The 15,978-nt window shown below is 63.3% G+C and carries 21 protein-coding genes; 9 read left to right on the top strand and 12 right to left on the bottom strand.

Translation table 11 applies throughout. From position 1 onward, the window contains the following. The first annotated feature begins 137 nt into the window (after positions 1–137). Together JQ632_RS22460 and JQ632_RS22455 are read left to right on the top strand one after the other, a co-directional pair. Positions 138–836: a nitroreductase gene (locus tag JQ632_RS22460; RefSeq protein WP_212404756.1), complete on the top strand. Its 699-nt coding sequence runs from the start codon at positions 138–140 to the stop codon at positions 834–836. A 118-nt stretch (positions 837–954) separates the two neighbouring features. Continuing rightward, positions 955–1,350 (top strand): endonuclease domain-containing protein, encoded by a 396-nt coding sequence (locus JQ632_RS22455; RefSeq protein WP_212404755.1) that lies wholly within the window; start codon positions 955–957, stop codon positions 1,348–1,350. 127 nt (positions 1,351–1,477) lie between these two features. Here JQ632_RS22455 and JQ632_RS22450 read toward each other — a convergent pair whose 3' ends face one another. Next, positions 1,478–1,717 (bottom strand): hypothetical protein, encoded by a 240-nt coding sequence (locus tag JQ632_RS22450; protein WP_212404754.1) that lies wholly within the window; start codon positions 1,715–1,717, stop codon positions 1,478–1,480. Positions 1,718–1,852: 135 nt separating this feature from the next. Beyond that, entirely contained in the window at positions 1,853–2,851 is a 999-nt protein-coding gene (locus JQ632_RS22445) for a YafY family protein (RefSeq protein ID WP_212404753.1), read from the bottom strand. 84 nt (positions 2,852–2,935) lie between these two features. On the opposite strand from JQ632_RS22445, the gene JQ632_RS22440 reads away from it, so the two are divergent. Further along, a complete protein-coding gene (locus JQ632_RS22440; RefSeq protein WP_212404752.1) occupies positions 2,936–3,580 on the top strand; it encodes a glutathione S-transferase family protein in 645 nt (214 codons plus the stop codon). An 18-nt stretch (positions 3,581–3,598) separates the two neighbouring features. Beyond that, a complete protein-coding gene (locus JQ632_RS22435) occupies positions 3,599–4,033 on the top strand; it encodes a DUF6157 family protein (protein WP_212404751.1) in 435 nt (144 codons plus the stop codon). A 257-nt stretch (positions 4,034–4,290) separates the two neighbouring features. Here JQ632_RS22435 and JQ632_RS22430 read toward each other — a convergent pair whose 3' ends face one another. The 6 genes from JQ632_RS22430 to JQ632_RS22405 form a co-directional block, all read right to left on the bottom strand. After that, on the bottom strand, positions 4,291–5,076 hold the full coding sequence (locus JQ632_RS22430; RefSeq protein WP_212404750.1) for an enoyl-CoA hydratase/isomerase family protein: 786 nt from the start codon (positions 5,074–5,076) through the stop codon (positions 4,291–4,293). A gap of 26 nt (positions 5,077–5,102) precedes the next feature. Further along, entirely contained in the window at positions 5,103–6,212 is a 1,110-nt protein-coding gene (locus JQ632_RS22425) for a cyclic nucleotide-gated ion channel (RefSeq protein ID WP_212404749.1), read from the bottom strand. 190 nt (positions 6,213–6,402) lie between these two features. After that, on the bottom strand, positions 6,403–7,104 hold the full coding sequence (locus JQ632_RS22420; RefSeq protein ID WP_212404748.1) for a YafY family protein: 702 nt from the start codon (positions 7,102–7,104) through the stop codon (positions 6,403–6,405). A 46-nt stretch (positions 7,105–7,150) separates the two neighbouring features. Beyond that, positions 7,151–8,083: an NAD(P)-dependent alcohol dehydrogenase gene (locus JQ632_RS22415; RefSeq protein ID WP_212404747.1), complete on the bottom strand. Its 933-nt coding sequence runs from the start codon at positions 8,081–8,083 to the stop codon at positions 7,151–7,153. A 22-nt stretch (positions 8,084–8,105) separates the two neighbouring features. After that, positions 8,106–8,477 carry a nuclear transport factor 2 family protein gene (locus tag JQ632_RS22410; RefSeq protein ID WP_212404746.1) on the bottom strand — a complete coding sequence of 124 codons (372 nt, stop codon included), beginning with the start codon at positions 8,475–8,477 and terminating at the stop codon, positions 8,106–8,108. Between the two features lie 256 nt (positions 8,478–8,733). After that, positions 8,734–10,206 (bottom strand): TAXI family TRAP transporter solute-binding subunit, encoded by a 1,473-nt coding sequence (locus tag JQ632_RS22405; protein ID WP_212404745.1) that lies wholly within the window; start codon positions 10,204–10,206, stop codon positions 8,734–8,736. Positions 10,207–10,616: 410 nt separating this feature from the next. Here JQ632_RS22405 and JQ632_RS22400 point away from each other — a divergent pair, with 410 nt between their 5' ends. Together JQ632_RS22400 and JQ632_RS22395 are read left to right on the top strand one after the other, a co-directional pair. Next, on the top strand, positions 10,617–10,964 hold the full coding sequence (locus tag JQ632_RS22400; protein WP_212404811.1) for a DUF3307 domain-containing protein: 348 nt from the start codon (positions 10,617–10,619) through the stop codon (positions 10,962–10,964). Positions 10,965–11,095: 131 nt separating this feature from the next. After that, the gene (locus JQ632_RS22395; RefSeq protein ID WP_212404744.1) at positions 11,096–11,506 is read left to right on the top strand and encodes a hypothetical protein; all 411 of its coding nucleotides are present in this window, start codon (positions 11,096–11,098) and stop codon (positions 11,504–11,506) included. 190 nt (positions 11,507–11,696) lie between these two features. Here JQ632_RS22395 and JQ632_RS22390 read toward each other — a convergent pair whose 3' ends face one another. Next, positions 11,697–11,972, bottom strand: a complete 276-nt coding sequence (locus JQ632_RS22390) for a hypothetical protein (protein ID WP_212404743.1) — start codon at positions 11,970–11,972, stop codon at positions 11,697–11,699. Positions 11,973–12,109: 137 nt separating this feature from the next. Here JQ632_RS22390 and JQ632_RS22385 point away from each other — a divergent pair, with 137 nt between their 5' ends. Further along, positions 12,110–12,829: a DUF899 family protein gene (locus JQ632_RS22385; RefSeq protein ID WP_212404742.1), complete on the top strand. Its 720-nt coding sequence runs from the start codon at positions 12,110–12,112 to the stop codon at positions 12,827–12,829. Between the two features lie 249 nt (positions 12,830–13,078). On the opposite strand, the gene JQ632_RS22380 is transcribed toward JQ632_RS22385, so the two are convergent. From JQ632_RS22380 to JQ632_RS22370, 3 genes are all read right to left on the bottom strand, one after another. After that, entirely contained in the window at positions 13,079–13,513 is a 435-nt protein-coding gene (locus tag JQ632_RS22380; RefSeq protein WP_212404741.1) for a hypothetical protein, read from the bottom strand. Between the two features lie 249 nt (positions 13,514–13,762). Then, positions 13,763–14,077 (bottom strand): YkgJ family cysteine cluster protein, encoded by a 315-nt coding sequence (locus tag JQ632_RS22375; RefSeq protein WP_212404810.1) that lies wholly within the window; start codon positions 14,075–14,077, stop codon positions 13,763–13,765. A gap of 5 nt (positions 14,078–14,082) precedes the next feature. Continuing rightward, positions 14,083–14,781 carry a YafY family protein gene (locus JQ632_RS22370; RefSeq protein WP_212404740.1) on the bottom strand — a complete coding sequence of 233 codons (699 nt, stop codon included), beginning with the start codon at positions 14,779–14,781 and terminating at the stop codon, positions 14,083–14,085. Positions 14,782–14,894: 113 nt separating this feature from the next. Here JQ632_RS22370 and JQ632_RS22365 point away from each other — a divergent pair, with 113 nt between their 5' ends. Both JQ632_RS22365 and JQ632_RS22360 read left to right on the top strand, forming a co-directional pair. Continuing rightward, positions 14,895–15,146 (top strand): hypothetical protein, encoded by a 252-nt coding sequence (locus JQ632_RS22365; protein WP_212404739.1) that lies wholly within the window; start codon positions 14,895–14,897, stop codon positions 15,144–15,146. 34 nt (positions 15,147–15,180) lie between these two features. After that, positions 15,181–15,909 (top strand): glutathione S-transferase family protein, encoded by a 729-nt coding sequence (locus JQ632_RS22360; protein WP_212404738.1) that lies wholly within the window; start codon positions 15,181–15,183, stop codon positions 15,907–15,909. The last annotated feature ends 69 nt before the right edge of the window (positions 15,910–15,978 follow it).

The raw sequence follows: 15,978 nt of genomic DNA, 5'->3' as shown, positions 1-15,978 counted from the left end.
CGGATGCGCGAAGCGCAATCCGCGTGGCGTAACCCATCACTTCTGCCGACGCGGAAACAAAAGAGGTGGGTTATGCCGAGCGGTTTGCGCTTCGCGCAATCCGCGGGGCTAACCCACCCTACGAAGAGAGCTGATCCATGGACGCTAAAGTCAACCAGAACGACCGCATCGGCGTGCTCGACGAACTCCTGAACGAGCGCTACTCCGTCCGCGCCTTCCTACCGAAGGAAGTCGACCGCGACACCATCGCGCACGTACTGACCACCGCACAGCGCACCGCGTCCTGGTGCAACAGCCAGCCCTGGCAGGTCTTGATCGCAAGCGGCGCGGCCAAGGAACGTTTTCGCAAGACGATCTACGCGGAAGCCGCGTCAGGCGCCAAGGACGATCATGATTTCACGCCGCCACGCGAATATGTCGGTGTCTATCTCAAGCGCCGCCGCGAGAGCGGCTTTCAGCTCTACAACACGCTCGGCATCATCAGAGGCGACAAGATGGCCTATGCGAAGCAGGCGCTGGAGAACTACAATTTTTTCGGCGCGCCGCATGTCGCCATCATCCACACCAACGAGCCGCTCGGCATTTACGGCGCAATCGATTGCGGCGCCTATGTCAGCAACTTCATGCTGGCCGCCCAGGCGCTCGGGCTCGGCACCATTCCGCAGGCGGCGCTCGCGCGTCACTCCGGCCTGATCCGCCGCCACTTTGATCTGCCCGACGATCGCCGTGTCGTCTGCGGCATCTCGTTCGGCTATGCCGACCACGCCCACAAGGTCAACAGCTACCGCACCTCGCGCGCGAGCGTCGCGGAGACCGTGACGTTTCTGGACGAGTGAAGTCTCGTCGGCTCTTGCCACACAACTAGGAAGCGTGATCTTCTTACCCTCCCCTGGGGAGGGTCGCTACGCATTGCGCGAAGCGGAATGCGTAGCGGGGTGGGGTGAAGCCACAAAGATGGTCTCGACATCGATTCGCCGGGCAGCCGCGAAGAAGCTGCGCGCTAACACGACGCCCCATGAGCGTCTATTGTGGCGCGCGCTGAAGGAAATTCCGAGTGAAGGGACGCACTTTCGGCGGCAGGTGCCAATTGGTCCGTATGTCGTTGACTTTTTCTGTCATGCCAAGCGCCTGATCATCGAGCTCGATGGTGGGCACCATAACGAGGACAAGAATGCTGCCAGGGATCGCGAGCGGCAGTCATGGCTCGAGAGCGAGGGCTATCGCGTCCTCCGGTTCTGGAATTCAGAGATCGTCGAGGACATGACGGCAGTGCTGGAGCGCGTTTACGCAGAACTGTACGGTTCCCTCGGGGCTGAAGCGACGCCATTGAAGCACCGCCGACGACGATAGACTGTCACCCCACCCCGCTTCGCATTTCGCTGCGCTCAAAGCGAACCCCCTCCAGGGGAGGGTAAGAGGAGCAACAAAACCCCGGTCGCGAGTTGCAACCGGGGCTTCGTGGCAAAAGTCTTTCGTCTCAGTAGACGGTGTAGCCGCAGACGTTCACGAGGCGGACGCGCAGGCCGTGACGGGTCTGGACCAGGCGCTCCTGATAGCAGTTGCTGACGCCGGTGTTGATGTAGAGGCCGCCATAGCCCCAGCCGGGATTCCAGTGATGATGGAAACCGATGCCGTGGGCGGAGGCCGCGCTGGGGGCGAGGGCGGCAGCGCCGAGCGAACCGGCAGCGATCAGTCCAAGAGCAAGCTTACGAAACATCTTCATTCTCCATGTGGCGCGAGGCCGTTGTTGCGTCCCTGCTTCTCGGTCGGCGTGACGGCGGGATGCGTTCACTCGCGTGGACGGGAATCGTGTTTCAGGATTGTTTCGTGGAAACGCCTGTGTTGCGCGCCGTCAGGCTTTTCGCGCCATCGCGCGGCCTGGGCGCTGCCGATAGCGCGTAGCCATCGCTTGCGTTAACTCTACCATCTTCTCGCGCAGCTCAGCCGGCTCCATCACTTCGGCCTCGGGACCGAGGCGCAACAGCTCTGCGGCGGCATGCCACACGGTTTTGCCGATCGGCACATGCGCGATGCGCCAGCCGTCGGCATCAACGGCTTCATCGATCCGCGTCCGCGACCGTACATAAGGCTGGCTCAGCGCGTTCAGCAGTTTGACGCCAAACGGCGACAGCCGCACCTTCGCGACCTGCGGATGCAATTCGGCTTCGAGCCGAAGCGTCGCGGCCTGCCAATAAGTGGCGAGATCGAAATCGGCGGGGCGCTCGAAGCGTGCGTCGAGAATGCTGCAATCGAGAATGCGCGCGACGCGGTAGGTGCGCACGCTGCCGTCGACGCTACCCGCGAGATACCAGCTGCCGCCCTTCAGCACGAGGCCAAGCGGCGCGACACGCCGCTGCTTCTCGGCCCGCCAGCTCTGGTAGCGGATCCTGATCAGGCTCTCGCGCAGCAACGCGCCGGCGATGGCGCGCAGATGTGTTGGCTCCTCGACTTCGCCGAACCAGCCGGGTGCATCGAGATGAAAGCGCTCCTGCATTCGGCCGGCGCTTTGGCGCAAATTCTGCGGCAGCGCCGCCATCAGCTTGTTCTGCGCCGCCACCATCGCGGCATCGAGACCGAGCGCGGCCGCGGGCCCGGGCAATCCGGCCAGGAACAGCGCCTCGGCCTCCGGCGGCGAAAATCCGTTCAGCCGCACCCGGTAGCCGTCGAGCAGGCGATAGCCGCCTTCCGCGCCGCGATCGGCATAGACGGGGATGCCTGCCGCCGCGAGCGCATCGACGTCGCGATAGATGGTGCGCACCGACACCTCGCAAGCCTCCGCCAGCTCGGGCGCGGTGACGCGCCCCCGCGCCTGGAGGGTGGTGAGGATCGACAACAGCCGGCTCGCACGCATGGTCCCTTAGACCATACCTGACACAGGATGTCAGGTATGGTCGCGCATAAGGGGCGCCTCGCCGAGATCGAAAGGAGACCGCCAATGACCGCAACCGATCGCATCACCCTCTATTACTCGCCGCAGAGCCGCGCAACCGGCACGCGGGTGCTTTTGGAGGAACTCGGCGCTCCCTATGATCTCCACGTCCTCAACATGAAGGCGGGCGAGCAGCGCCGGCCCGCTTATCTCTCCGTCAATCCGCTCGGCAAGGTGCCGGCGATTCGTCATGGCGACGCGCTGGTGACCGAGCAGGTCGCGATCACTATTTATCTCGCCGATTTGTTCCCGCAAGCCGGCCTCACGCCAGCGCTGAACGATCCGCTCCGCGGTCCCTACCTGCGCTGGATCGCCTATTACGGGTCCTCGTTCGAGCCCGCGATGATCGACAAGTTCATGCAGCGCGAGCCCGCACCGATCACGCAGTCGCCCTATGCCGACTACGACACCATGCTCGGCGCGCTGGAGACGCAGCTTGCGAAAGGCCCCTATCTTCTCGGCGGGCGGATGACGGCGGCCGACATCCTCTGGGGCGTTGCCTTCACCTGGACGATGATGTTCGGTATCGTGCCGCGCAAGGATGTTTTCGTGCGCTACGCCGAGCGCATCGCCGCGCGCCCCGCCTACCAGCGGGTCAACGCCGCCGATGACGAGATGGCGGCGCAACACGCCGCCGCAGCCGGCGGCTGAAGGACGACGGATGATCAGATGAGCAAGGCTTTGCACACGACAAACTGCTTCGACACTTTCATCCGGGTCGCAGAAGATTGCCCCGCGCGCACCGGGGAGGAGCCGCCGCCGCGCGCGGGCAACGCGACGGTCGCGGGCCTGCAGTATGCGATGATCGCGAGCGCGCCCTACACCTACACGTCCGACGACGTGATTTTTGCCACGTCGGCGCCCGGCCGCGAACTGGGCGCCAAGGCGACGAAGAAGGAGAAGAGCGCGGCCCGCGAGGCGTACTTCTCCCGCGGCCAGGCCTGCATGCGCGCCTCCGGCCTCGGCAAGCGCTTTGGCTGGGGCATTCACGCCGACAGCGAAGGCCGCATCGCGATCTACGCCGTCGACAGCAAGCGCTACCAGGCGCTGGCCAAGGATCCCAAACTTACCCAGGTCCGCGCGATGCGATCGAAGCGGGCGTGAAACGTCCGCACTGTCGTCCGGCCAAAAGCCGGAACGACAGCTCGATTTGTCGCGACGGCGCTGCATCAATCCCCCCTCGTCGTCCCGGACAAGTGAGCGGAGCGAGCGCAGATCGGGGACCCATAACCACAGGGAGAGGTTTGACGAAGACACGGGGTTACCCGCTTCGCGCCACAACTTTTCCCTGGGGTTATGGGTCCGGCCTTCGCCGGGACGACACGGAGTATGAGGCGCGGCCTTGCACTCCCCAGCCCCACTCAAAACCGCGGCGCCCGCTTCTCCGCAAAGGCCTTGATGCCTTCCTTGATCTCGTCGCCGCGCATGCTCTCGCGGTGACGGCGGTCGGCGGCTACTTCGTCGAGCTCGCCGCGGCAAAATTCGTTGATGGCGCGCTTCATGCCGGCCATCGCCATCGGCGCGTTGCCGGCAAGAATGGTCGCAAGACTGTCGACCTCCTCGTCCAGGAGTTCCTCGGCCACCATGGCGGTGAGGTAGCCGATGCGCAGCATTTCCGGTGCGCTGATCTTTTGCGCGGTCAAGAACAGCTTCTTCGCGTTGTCGACGCCGAGCCGCGTGACGTAGCGCTTGATGCCGCTCGTGTAGTAGTGCAGCCCGAGGCGCGCGGCCGGCATGAACATCTCTGATGTGTCGACGCCGATGCGGAAGTCACAGGCGAGCGCAAGATCGGTCGAGCCGCCATAGACCCCGCCATTGAGCCGGCAGATCGTCGGCACGCCGAGATCCTCCAGCCGGTTGACCACGACCTCGAAGGCCGAGCCCGCGCTCTGCTGCTCATTGGCGCTGACTGCGCGCTCGGCGACGGAATTGAGGTCATAGCCGGCCGAGAAGGCGCGTCCCGTGCCGGTCAGCACCAGCACGCGGATTTTGGGATCGGCCTCGATCCGGTCGAACAGCCTGACGAGTTCGCCGAGATCCTCGGCCTGAAGCCGGTTGAGGTGCCTCGGACGGTTGAGGCGAATGGTGGCGCGCGCGCCGTCGAGCTCGAGCACAGGGGGGCTGGCGGTGTCGGCCGCGTCAGACATGATCGTCTCCGTTTCTCGGCTTCTTGCTATTTGTTTTCCAGCGCGCGGCGCTTGGCCTCGGCATCGATGGTCTCGGCGAGATCGGGGTGCCGCGCCATCAGCACGCGGAAATCGACGAGGTCGAGCACCAGGAGTCGCGACACTTTCGTGGTCGTGACATTTGCCCCGCGGACATTGTTGCCGAGCAGCGCCATCTCGCCGAAGAAGGCGCCTTCGCCGAGCTGCACCTTTTTTCCGGGCAGATCGACCGCGACTTCGCCGGAGGCGATGAAATACATGCAGTCGCCCTGCTGGCCCTTCCTGATGATCATGGTGCGCGCGGGCAGGTCCATGGTGCGCAGCATGTGGGTGACGTCGGCGATCGCGGCCGGCCCGAGCGCCGCAAAGAACGGCACGTTGCTGACGGTCTCCCAGGTCTTGAGGAAATTGTCGCGCCGTGTCTCGGCGGCAAAGCCGGTCGCCAGAATACCGGTCCAGAGGCCGAACACGCCGAGGCCCGAGATCATCACCAGCCCCGCCACCAGGCGCCCGAGCGGTGTCACCGGGACGACGTCGCCATAGCCGGTCGTGGTCAAGGTCACCACCGCCCACCACAACGCGGATGGCACGCTGCCGAAGGTCTGCGGCTGCACGTCGTGCTCGAGGAAGTATTCGGCGACGGAGGCGAGCAGCACCACCATCAGGAAGATCACTAGCACGCTGAGCAGCGGTCCCGATTCCAGCACCAGCACGCGGCGGAGCTGGCGCAGGCCCGGAATGCCCGGCACCACCTTCAGCACCCAGAGCACGCTGAGCAGCCACGCGGTCCTGGGCTCGACCCCCGCCACGAGGGCAAGCGGGATTGCCAGCGCGCCGATCGTATCGACGATGCCGCTGGAGGAGAGCAGATAGAGCGGCAGACGCTTCTGCGCTGCCATATGGCGCAGGCGCACGACCCATTCGAACACGAAATAGGCAAGGCACACCCACAACACACCGTCGACCCAGCGGTGCGCCGCCGCATAGGCCGGATCGACGGTCAGCAGCACCATGGTCGCGACGCCGACCGCCACCGCCAAATAGGCCGCCCGGGTCATGTTGCGGCCGGCCGTGGCGGCCACAAACCGCGCCAGAACGGGGATCGACGGTTTTGACATGCGGCGAGGGTAGCCTGGTCCTTGGGTTGGCGTGTCCGTCCCGGCTGGGACGCTTGCGCCAAACTGCCCGTGCGGGCCGGGCCCGTCAACGACCTGTCGTTTCTCGCAGGTGCGACGGCGGCCGGAGCCCGCCGGGAATCCGGCCCCGGCGGGGCCGCAAGCCCAAGGGACTGAATGCGCCACTTGTCCTTTAGGACGAAGCGCTCGACGCGCTCTGCTCGTCAACTTGCGCCCGCCACCGCTTGACCAGGTCGCGCCTGCGGCCGGGATAGCGCTCTTTCAAGAGCTTGATGTGCACGATCCGGTCCGCGCGGAAGGTGCGGAAATCCTTCCGAAGCTCGCACCAGCCAGCAATGATGCGCCGAGCTTCGAAGAACCCAAGCATGATCGGCCAGATGACGCGCTCCGTTTCAGCTCCCTTGGGGTCGCGATAGGCCATGCGCAGCTTGCGCTGCTCGCGCATCGCCTGCCGCAGCATCTGGAGATCCACGATGGGCGCCTTCGGCGGACGGCGGCTGACATGAAAACTTCGGTCGTCCACCTTGTCGCGCAGCTCCGCAGGAAGCACCGCGACGATCTTTGAGAGTGCGTTATTCGCGGCAAAGGCAAGTCCCTCGTCCGTCTGCCGCTGCACCCATTGGACGCCGAGCGCCACGGCCTGAATCTCCTCTTCCGAGAACATCAATGGCGGCAAGAGAAAGCCCGGGCGCAACACATATCCAACGCCCGGCTCCCCATCGATCTCGGCGCCCAGTGCCTGCAAGGCCGCGATGTCGCGATAGACCGTCCGCAACGACACGCCAGCTTCGCGCGCAAGATCGCTGCCCGGCACGGGGCGCGGATGCCGGCGGAGCATCTGCATGAGATCGAAAAGCCGTTCGCTTTTGGACATGGAAGCAGCCTACCACGGCTCATGCCAAAATTTGGCAGCAGGCACTTCAGGCTATCGCAACCAGCCCCTTGCCGGCGAGCTTCTGGCTTTTCTCAAGGGCAGTCACGAGCGGGATCGCCTGGTCGAGCGATACCATCTCGCCAATCCGGAGCCGTAGCTTTCCGTCTCCTGCCGCCCGCGCGATTCCGTTGAGGATGTCCGATCGCGGCGAGCAAACGACAGGCTTCAGGCGGCGGTTGAAAAGCGCGCGAAGAAATTTCATGGGCGTCGGATCGATATCCAGAAACACGCCCTTCCTGCCCGCGAGGTGCAAGCCCGTGGCCGTCGGCATCACCGCGGCCGTATCGTAGACCACGTCGAACCGATCACGCAGCGCGGAGAAATCCGTGGTGCGGTAGTCGAAGATGTTCTGCACACCGAGATCGCGGGCTCGCGGCATGGCCTCGGCGCTGCAACTGCCCGAAACCGTCGCGCCAAGCATCCGGGCAATCTGAACGGCGGCTTCCCCAACCGCGCCGGTACAGCCGTTGATGAAGACGGATTGCCCGCGCTTGAGCCCGGCCTTGTCGACGAGGCCGTTCCAAGCCGTGACACCGGGAGTTCCGAGGCAGGCCGCATCCTCGAAGGGCAAATTGTCCGGCTTTTTCGCGAGGAAGGTTTCGTTGGTGACAACGGCTTCACCGAGCGCACCGCTCTCCTTCAGGCGGGCGAGCCCGAACACGGCATCGCCCGGCTTGAAGCGCGTCACGCCAGCGCCGACCGAAATCACCGTCCCGGAAAAGTCGCTGCCCATCGCGCGAGGGAAGGCGTTGCCCGTCATCATCTTGAGCGCGCCGCGGCGTACCTTCCAATCGATGGGGTTGATCGCGACGAACCTGACCTTCACCGCGACCTGGCCTTGCCGCGGGGGTTCAAGCTCGAAGCTTTCGAGCTTCATCGTCTCGGGGCCGCCATACCGGCGGTACTGAATGCGTTTCACAAATGCACTCCATCGGCGAGGGTTAGTGAGGCTGCACCGTCGCCATGTAGGCGGCGAACCGTGTTGCGTCGTAAATCACCTCGGTCGAGGCGATCTTGCCGCTCTTGACCTTGATGAGTTCGGCAACGATGGAGTTCGGAACGGGGTGGGTTTCCGCGTTGTAGACGATGACGGCCTGCTCATCGTCGCCGTAAGTGGCGAGGACCGTGATCTTCTTGATCATGCGGGCGAAGCCGTCGTGAAATCCGCGGAATGCCTCCGTACCGGCGATGCGTCCGGTCGGCGAGATGCAGACAACGTTGTCGGATGAGTTCGAGATAATTGCCTCGACATCCTTGTTCACGATGGCCTCGACGTAGGCGCGGGCGATCGCAAGTGCTGTGCGTTCAGTCATCATGTTTCCTTTCATCGGGATGATGAGCTGACACTAGCGCATGGTACTGACAGATTTTGTCAGTATGATGTAAGACACTGAAATTGCTTATTTTTGTGACGCGAAGCGCCGGATTCGCACTCTCTGCATTCAGGGAGCCTCTCTGTGGAGACACCCCGCCGGCTACTTTGCATGGGGTTGTTTTCGATGTTTTTGGTGGGCGGCCAAGAAATACCGCGGCCCCAGGGGTCCGAGGTCGCCTGCCGACGGGTCGGGCTCAGGCGCTTTGGGCGGTCTTCACCACGACGACATTGGTGTCGTCATTGGGCAGGGTCGGCTTGTCGGCGTCGGCTGGGCGCTTGTCGGCATCGCCGGCGTGCCGTCTTTCGGCATCGCCGGCGTGCCGTTTGAGGTAGTCGCGGCGCATGCCGATCTCGTCGCGGACGAACTCGTAACCGAGCTTGAACGTATCAAGCCCGTCGGTACTTATGGAGCCGTCTCTCAGTCCCACGATCGCGCCGCGCAGAATGCCCTCGAGCTCCTCCTGGAGGCATTCGAGTTCATCCAGCGAATGGGCATGCTCGATGCGTTCGCCGATATCGAGGATGGCTGTCGAGAGCTGGCCGGCCCGCTCAGGGGCGATACGCGTGACCTTGGCGTAGAGTCCCGCGAAGATCGAACCGATGACGCTGAGCGCGCCGGCGCCCAGATACATCATGTCGCTGTACTTATCCATGAACGACTTGGTGTCGTCGTTGATGTAGTCGGCGGCGCCCTGGTGCGCCATCACGAAGGCGTCCTTGTCGACGGAGGCCGGCTCGATCCGCGTGGCGAAGCCGTTCTCCAGCCCGAGCTCGGACTTGTTCTCGTAGATGATGCGGGCCAGCTCGCCGGCCGAGCTGAGCGACATCCGCGATTGCGTGACCAGGAGCCATTCCAGTCCGATGGTTTCGAGGTCGTCGTCGGGAATTTCAGGCGAGGCCGACAGCGTGCCGGCCGTCAGCGTCTCGTCGTAGATGCCGGGGATCTTGCGTGCCAGCGCCTTGGACTCGTCGATGGCGTTCAGCGTGAAGCCGCCGCGCCGGGCGACCTGCTCATAGGCCTTGTCCCTGACCGCCCTTGTGGCATGGACGATGGCGATCACGGCGCCATAGCCGCCGGGCGAAAACAGCTTGTCCAGCGGGATGCCCTGCGGCGCCATCTGGATCTTAGCTGCTGCCTCCGAGCCCTCGGGGGCGTCGAGCATAGTGCGCACGAAGGCAAGCGAACTGTCGTTCTCGGCCACGACAGCGACCTTTTTCTTCTTCAGCTCGGCGAGCGACTTGATCTTCTTGTTGCCAGGGCCGAGCAGCAGCACGAGGTCGTGCTCGAGGATCGCCAGCGTCCGCGCCCGCGGGGGTACCTTGTTGTCGGTCCGCACGATGGCAAGATCGGCCTGCTTGCGGTCGAATTGGGCAAGCGCCTTGGCATTGTCTGGATTGTTGACGATCTTCAGGCGGAAGCGCGACGTGTTGTTCTTCAGGACGTCTGCGAGCTTGGCCGCGAAGCGCGCCTGGTCGCTGCTGGCGTCGCCGACCGCAAAGGTCAGCGTCTCCGAATTCCGCAACAGCGTCCGCCCGCCCCAGACGGTGATCAGCGACAGGATCAGGGTCAGCACGACATACAGCACGACCTGCTGCTGGTTGGTCTTGATCACCTTGGGCCGCGACGGGGGTTGGTCGTTGGCGGGCATGGGGCCTTCAGCACTCATGGCAGCACTCTGGCCTTATCCGGTTGCCGGGCTGCGGCATTGGCGAAAGAGCCTGTGCGGGCGCCCGAAAAATTCGTAAACGCCTGAAAAAAGAACGATAATCTCTACCTGGAGATGATAGTCGTCTGGCGACAGAATGCAAATTTCGAGCCGGAGGTAACGTTACCGCGACCGGCGCCGCGCTTGGCCGGCTATCGCCGTTCGGCCACAGTTTGCGAATTTTCCGGTTCCCCCCGGATGCAATCCGGCGCGGGAGATGTCATAAAAGATAGACCTCGGCGATCCGGCCGGGCCCAAGAAGAAGTTGCGCTGAACGCTCCATTATTTCCGTTTCCACGTCATGAGGGCGTTTAGCTTTGTCGTTTCCACCCATGTCATCGGCGGTTCCGGTCGACGCGCTCATTGGCTGGATGGTGCTGCTCACGGTCAAGCACATCATCGCCGACTTCGTGCTGCAAAATTCCTGGATGGCGCACGGCAAGGACCAGAAGACCGGCTGGGCGCTGCCATTGCTGACGCACTGCCTGATTCATCTTGCGGTTGCGCTGCCGCTGATCCTGATCCTCGCGCCGCGGTTCTGGTTCGTGGCCTTCATCGACTTCGCCATCCACATCACGGTCGATCGCGCCAAGGGGCTGGTGTCAGCCAATCTCGGCGTCAACCAGGAGCACCCCTGGTTCTGGACCGTGATCGGGATCGACCAGGCGCTGCACCACCTCACGGGTTTTGGCCTCTCCATCTTCATGGCAGCCAACTGACGCGGGCCCGCTGTCCGGCGGCCGCGCTGATTCGCGGCAAAGGCGCAAGGACCCCGTGCGACCACCGGCCGGCGTGGTTAACCCTTCATTAGAGAATTGCGCGGCATCTTCCCGGTAGAGGGAGAACCGCAATGTTTTCAAGCCGCGAAGCCTACGAAAGCGATTTCTGCCCGGTCCGCGACGAGCTCCTTGGCGAGATGTACCGCGCCAGTGAAAGCGGCCTGCCGAGGCTGGTTGAGAGTGTTTCCCCCGACGCACGCGCGCGCCTGGCGTTGTTCTGCTATCGCCGCAGCCATCTGCACTCGCTGGCGGTCGCGATTGCCGCAAGCTGCAGCGAGCGCGACCTGGTCGATACCGGCGGTCGCGTCGGCTCGACTCTCTACGCGCTGTCGCGCGCGGGAGCGACGAAGGCGACGCCGTCGCTGTCGGGCGGCCGCAAGCCGATCACGCTGTCGACAAAACCGCTCTCGGTGCTCGCGCCGCTCGAGGACGATCTCGACGACGAACTCGACGGCGATCTGGTCGACGCCGTTCCGGCCTGAGAGCTGGCGTGGCGCAGCCACAACCTGATTGATGCAAGCTTGTCGAAGGCGAGCTAGTTGGCGACGGGTTTGTCGCAGCGCGTCGCCAGGTCAGGGCCAGCGCAGGCCGCTGGTATCTACGAGCGCATGAATCTTGCTCGTCAATCCGCGCGCGACCGTCCCGTGGGTTTTGCCGGACATCGCGTCGGTTTCAAGCCTCTAGCTTCCTGACGAAGCCAAAATACAAACAGAGCAAGAAGAGGATGAAGTGGACGATGGATCGGTCACCGCTGATCTGAGGTGTTTCGACGAAACTTGTCCCCAACAGAGGTACCGAAACATCGGCGAGATAGAGATAGAACAAAATGCCGGATGACACGAAGAACGCGCCTGCCAGAAATTTGCGAAAGTCCCTGTAATGCCACGCCAAATAGATGCTCCCGACAGCCATGACGACAGCTGCAACGATGTAGAGGGCGATTATCATCCGTTCCTCCTGGTCCCTTCCAGCGCCCTCCTGGCTCAACAGTTCTTGCAGGCACCAGACCTCACCAGGCAAGGAACGCCAGTTTCAAGGGTGAGTTTACCTTCGAACGAGTTTCTCAACGTCTGAGAGGGTAGGCCATGGAACATCTCCATTACCCCGGTGAAAGTGCCGAATATCGTGCCGCCCGAAACGCGCTTCTAGATGAAGAGATTGCACTGAGGGCACAGATTGAAGCCGTTGCGGCGAAACGTCGTGCGCTGCCGCTCGGCGGCAAAGTACCCAAGGACTATGTCTTCGAGCGGATCGGCAAGACCAGCATGCCAGAGACTGTGAAGATGTCTGAGCTGTTCGGTCCGCACGACACACTGATCTTGTACAGCTTCATGTACGGGCCCGAACGCGAATTGCCGTGTCCCGGCTGCACCCACCTGCTCGATGGTCTTGATGGCGCCGCGCGGCATATAGGTCAACGCGCCGGGCTTCACATTGTCGCCAAATCGCCAATCGCACGTCTCGCCGCCTGGGCGCACGAACGTGGTTGGGAAAACCTCTTCTTACTGTCTACCGCGGGCAACAGCTACGACGCGGATTACTTTGGTGACACGTCAAAGTTTTCAAAGGGAATGCGCACGCAACATCGAGTTCCGGACGGAGAGAACTGGGACGAAACAATTTTCAACGTCTTCGTGAAGAAGAATGGCGAGACCAGACACTTCTGGGGCTCGGAGATGAGCTTTGCCCCTGCTGTTCCCAAACAGCACCACCGCGCCGGCGACCTCGTCGACCCGCTCTGGGGACTTCTCGACATGACGCCTGAGGGCCGGGGCGATTTCTTTCCAAAGGTCAACTATGTCTAGAGAAACAGCCCCGCCGTGAGGGCATCGCGAGCGGGGCGGGAGCGCACGTCAGCCCCGCAAGTTACTAACGAGGTCGTCAGATATTGGCACCGGCTGCCGTCCAAGAAGGTGGACCTTCGGAAAACAACGGCGCGACTTCCTTTCGCCGACTAAAGCGCGATGAATTCTGGATGAATCGCCATCGCGCTTTAGGTCCTCGCTTGAGCATGATCTTTCGGAAAACCGCTTCACACTTTTCCGGATCAAGCTCTAGCAGCCTTCGTCGGACGCTCCGACCGGCTTCTTTTCGGAGGGCGCGGGCTGGGCCGCACCAGCAGTCATCTTCTTTGATGCTTCACTTGGCGCGGGCTGGGTCTGCTCGGCCGTGCCTGCCGTCATTTTCTGTGATTGCTCGGAGGGGGCTGGCTTGGTCTGCTGTGATTGCTCCGCACCGGTAGGCTGGGCCTGCATCTGCCGCTGCGCGTCTTCTGATGAGGTTGCGGTGTTCTCCGCCGCTTTGTTCATGGTGGATGTTGGCGGGTGCTGCTGGTCCGTCGCTGTGGAACCGACTGTCTGTCCGGTATAGCCCGGCACGTTCCCGGAGCCCGCATCGCGGCTTGCGGTGTTACAGGGACCGGCATTAGCCGAGCTTGCGCTGAAGGCGAGCAGCGCGCTTAAGATCATTAGTCTGTTGGCAACACTCATAGCCTTTCTCCTTTGCGTTAATTGGCTGGAGATTGAACAAAAGCACGGGGGCCTCTGTTCCTGCGCCAACGGAGCGGCACCGGGATACTCGCTTTTGGGCGCGCAAGGACGGCAATTGCTCGTTCCTTGCGAAGTATGTCGGCGAGTGGCCCTTCTGCGACCTCCGGCGGCGTCGACTGTTCCGCCGCTATGGGCGGACAGCGGACGTCAGGTGCCCTTACCTAGCACTCCGATTTATGGGTGCACGGCCTAGACGACAGGCAATCCAAATTTGCGCCGCGCCATCGCGCATTCCGCGTCGCCCGGCATGCAGGTGCGGCACACCTCGGGGCGCACCGCGTAGATCCCGCACGACGTCGAAACCCCGATCTTGCCTTGCAGGGCCGAGCAACGGTCGCCATCGCAGCGCATGCCGGACTGCCGTTCGTTGACGAAGGCTGGCGGAATTTTCTCCAGCTCCTCGTCGCTTTCGATCGAGAAGCGCGGCCAGTTCGCCGAATAGCCGCAGCAGGCCCCGCAGCTCTGGCAGAGTTTTGAGAGATCGATCGCGGCGGTCTCGTCCATATTGCTCAAGTGTCCTTCGGCGGGCCCCAGACCAGGCTCTGCCGCCACTTTGCGCGCAGCACATCGCGCCTTTCCGGATATTTTTCGTCGAGATACGTCGCATCGACGACGCGGTCGGTGCGAAAACTGCGAAAGTCGCTGCGTAGCTCGCACCAGGCCGCCAGCAGCCGTACCGCTTCGAGATAGCCGACCGCGATCGGCCAGATCGTGCGCTGGCTGTCGCGGCCCTGCTCGTCGCGGTAGCGCAGCGTGATCTTCTTGCCCTCATGGATCTGCGTGCGCGTGCGCACCATGTCCATGCGATCGGGCTCCCTGTTCCAGCTCGGCCGCGCGCGGCTCGCGGGCTCCAGCACGAAGGGACGCAGGCGCTCCGGCACGGTGTCGGCGATCTTGGCCATGAGGTCTTCGGCGGCCCGCGCCAGCGCCGTATCGGCGTGGCCCGCGACCCATTGCGCGCCGAGCACGGCAGCCTCGATCTCGTCAGGGGTCAGCATCAAAGGCGGCAGGTCAAAACCCTTTTCCAGGATGTAGCCCATGCCGGCTTCGCCGCGGATGGGCACGCGTTGGCCGATCAGGGTGGCGATATCGCGATAGACAGTGCGCTTCGATGTTTCGAGCTCGGCCGCGATCGCGTCCGCGGTCAATGGCTTGCGGCTGCGTCGCAGCACCTGGATGATCTGAAACAGCCGGTCGGCGCGTCTCATGATTTCTCTCTTTTGGGCGAGCCGCTCAAAACCTGTCGCGCTGATGCTGACAGGATGTTGGCAGCAGGGGGGTTCTATACCGGGACAACGCTTCGAATGAAGAGGATTTGTCCATGTTCACTCCCATCCATCTCGGCATGGCCGGCCCATTGGGGCGGGCGCATCTCTGGGCGCTGGGGCGCCTTGTCTCGTTCGATCTCACGGTCGTCGATCTCCGTTTGGCGCTGATTGCGCTTCTGACGCGCTCGCTGGTCCGGGCGTCGAACGCCCTGGTCCGTCACGTCATGGGCCGCGCCTGGAAGGGCGCCCGGTCCGCAAACGATATCACGGCTGCTGCCACCATGGTGGCAGCAGCGTGGCGCTAGGTTCCAACCAGCTTTCAGGGATCGGGAGTTTAGAATGATCACGCTTTATGGCTTCGGCACCGGGTTCGGCCTGCCGGAAATCAGCCCCTTCGTCACCAAGACGGAGGTACAGTTGAAGATGGCAGGATTGCCCTATCGCAAGGAGCGGGCGATGCCGCCGGCCTCGCCGAAGGGGCAGTTGCCGTTCATCGATGATGACGGCGAGGCGGTCGCCGATTCCACCTTCATCCGCGCCCATATCGAGCGCCGCTATGGTTTCGATTTCGACGCCGGCCTGTCGCTGGCCGAGCGCGCGCAGGCCTGGGCGTTCGAGCGCATGATCGAGCATCACGTCTATTGGGGCCTGGTCGGGGCGCGCTGGGTCGACCCCGTCAACTTCGCCAAGGGGCCATCGCATTTCTTTGACGGTGCGCCGGAGCACAGCCGCGAGAAGCTGCGCGAGGATGCGCAATTCCGCGTTGCCGAAAACTATCTCCTCAGCGGTCTTGGTCGCCACGGGCCCGATGACGACGTCGATCTCGCTGTGCGTTCGCTGTTCGCTCTGTCGGTGCAACTCGGCGACAAATCCTACCTGATGGGCGAGAAGCCTGCCGGCGTCGACGCCACCGCCTTCGGCGCGCTCGCAGGCATATTGACTCCGTTCTTCGAATCCAAGCTGCGCGAACGCGCCGAGGGGTTTGCCAACCTCACGGCCTATGTCGACCGCATGATGGGCGAGTACTATCCGGAATTTGCCTGGACCAAGCTGCGCAAGGCGGCTTAGCGCTCGGCGCATCCGCGGGCTCGCTGCACCTCTCCCGCTTGCGGGAGAGGGGGCGCAGCGACATCCGGG

Source organism: Bradyrhizobium liaoningense (assembly GCF_018130955.1).
GTDB classification, from domain to species: domain Bacteria; phylum Pseudomonadota; class Alphaproteobacteria; order Rhizobiales; family Xanthobacteraceae; genus Bradyrhizobium; species Bradyrhizobium liaoningense_C.
Note: the sequence above shows the minus strand (reverse complement) of the source record. Positions and strands in the feature narration are given on the sequence as shown.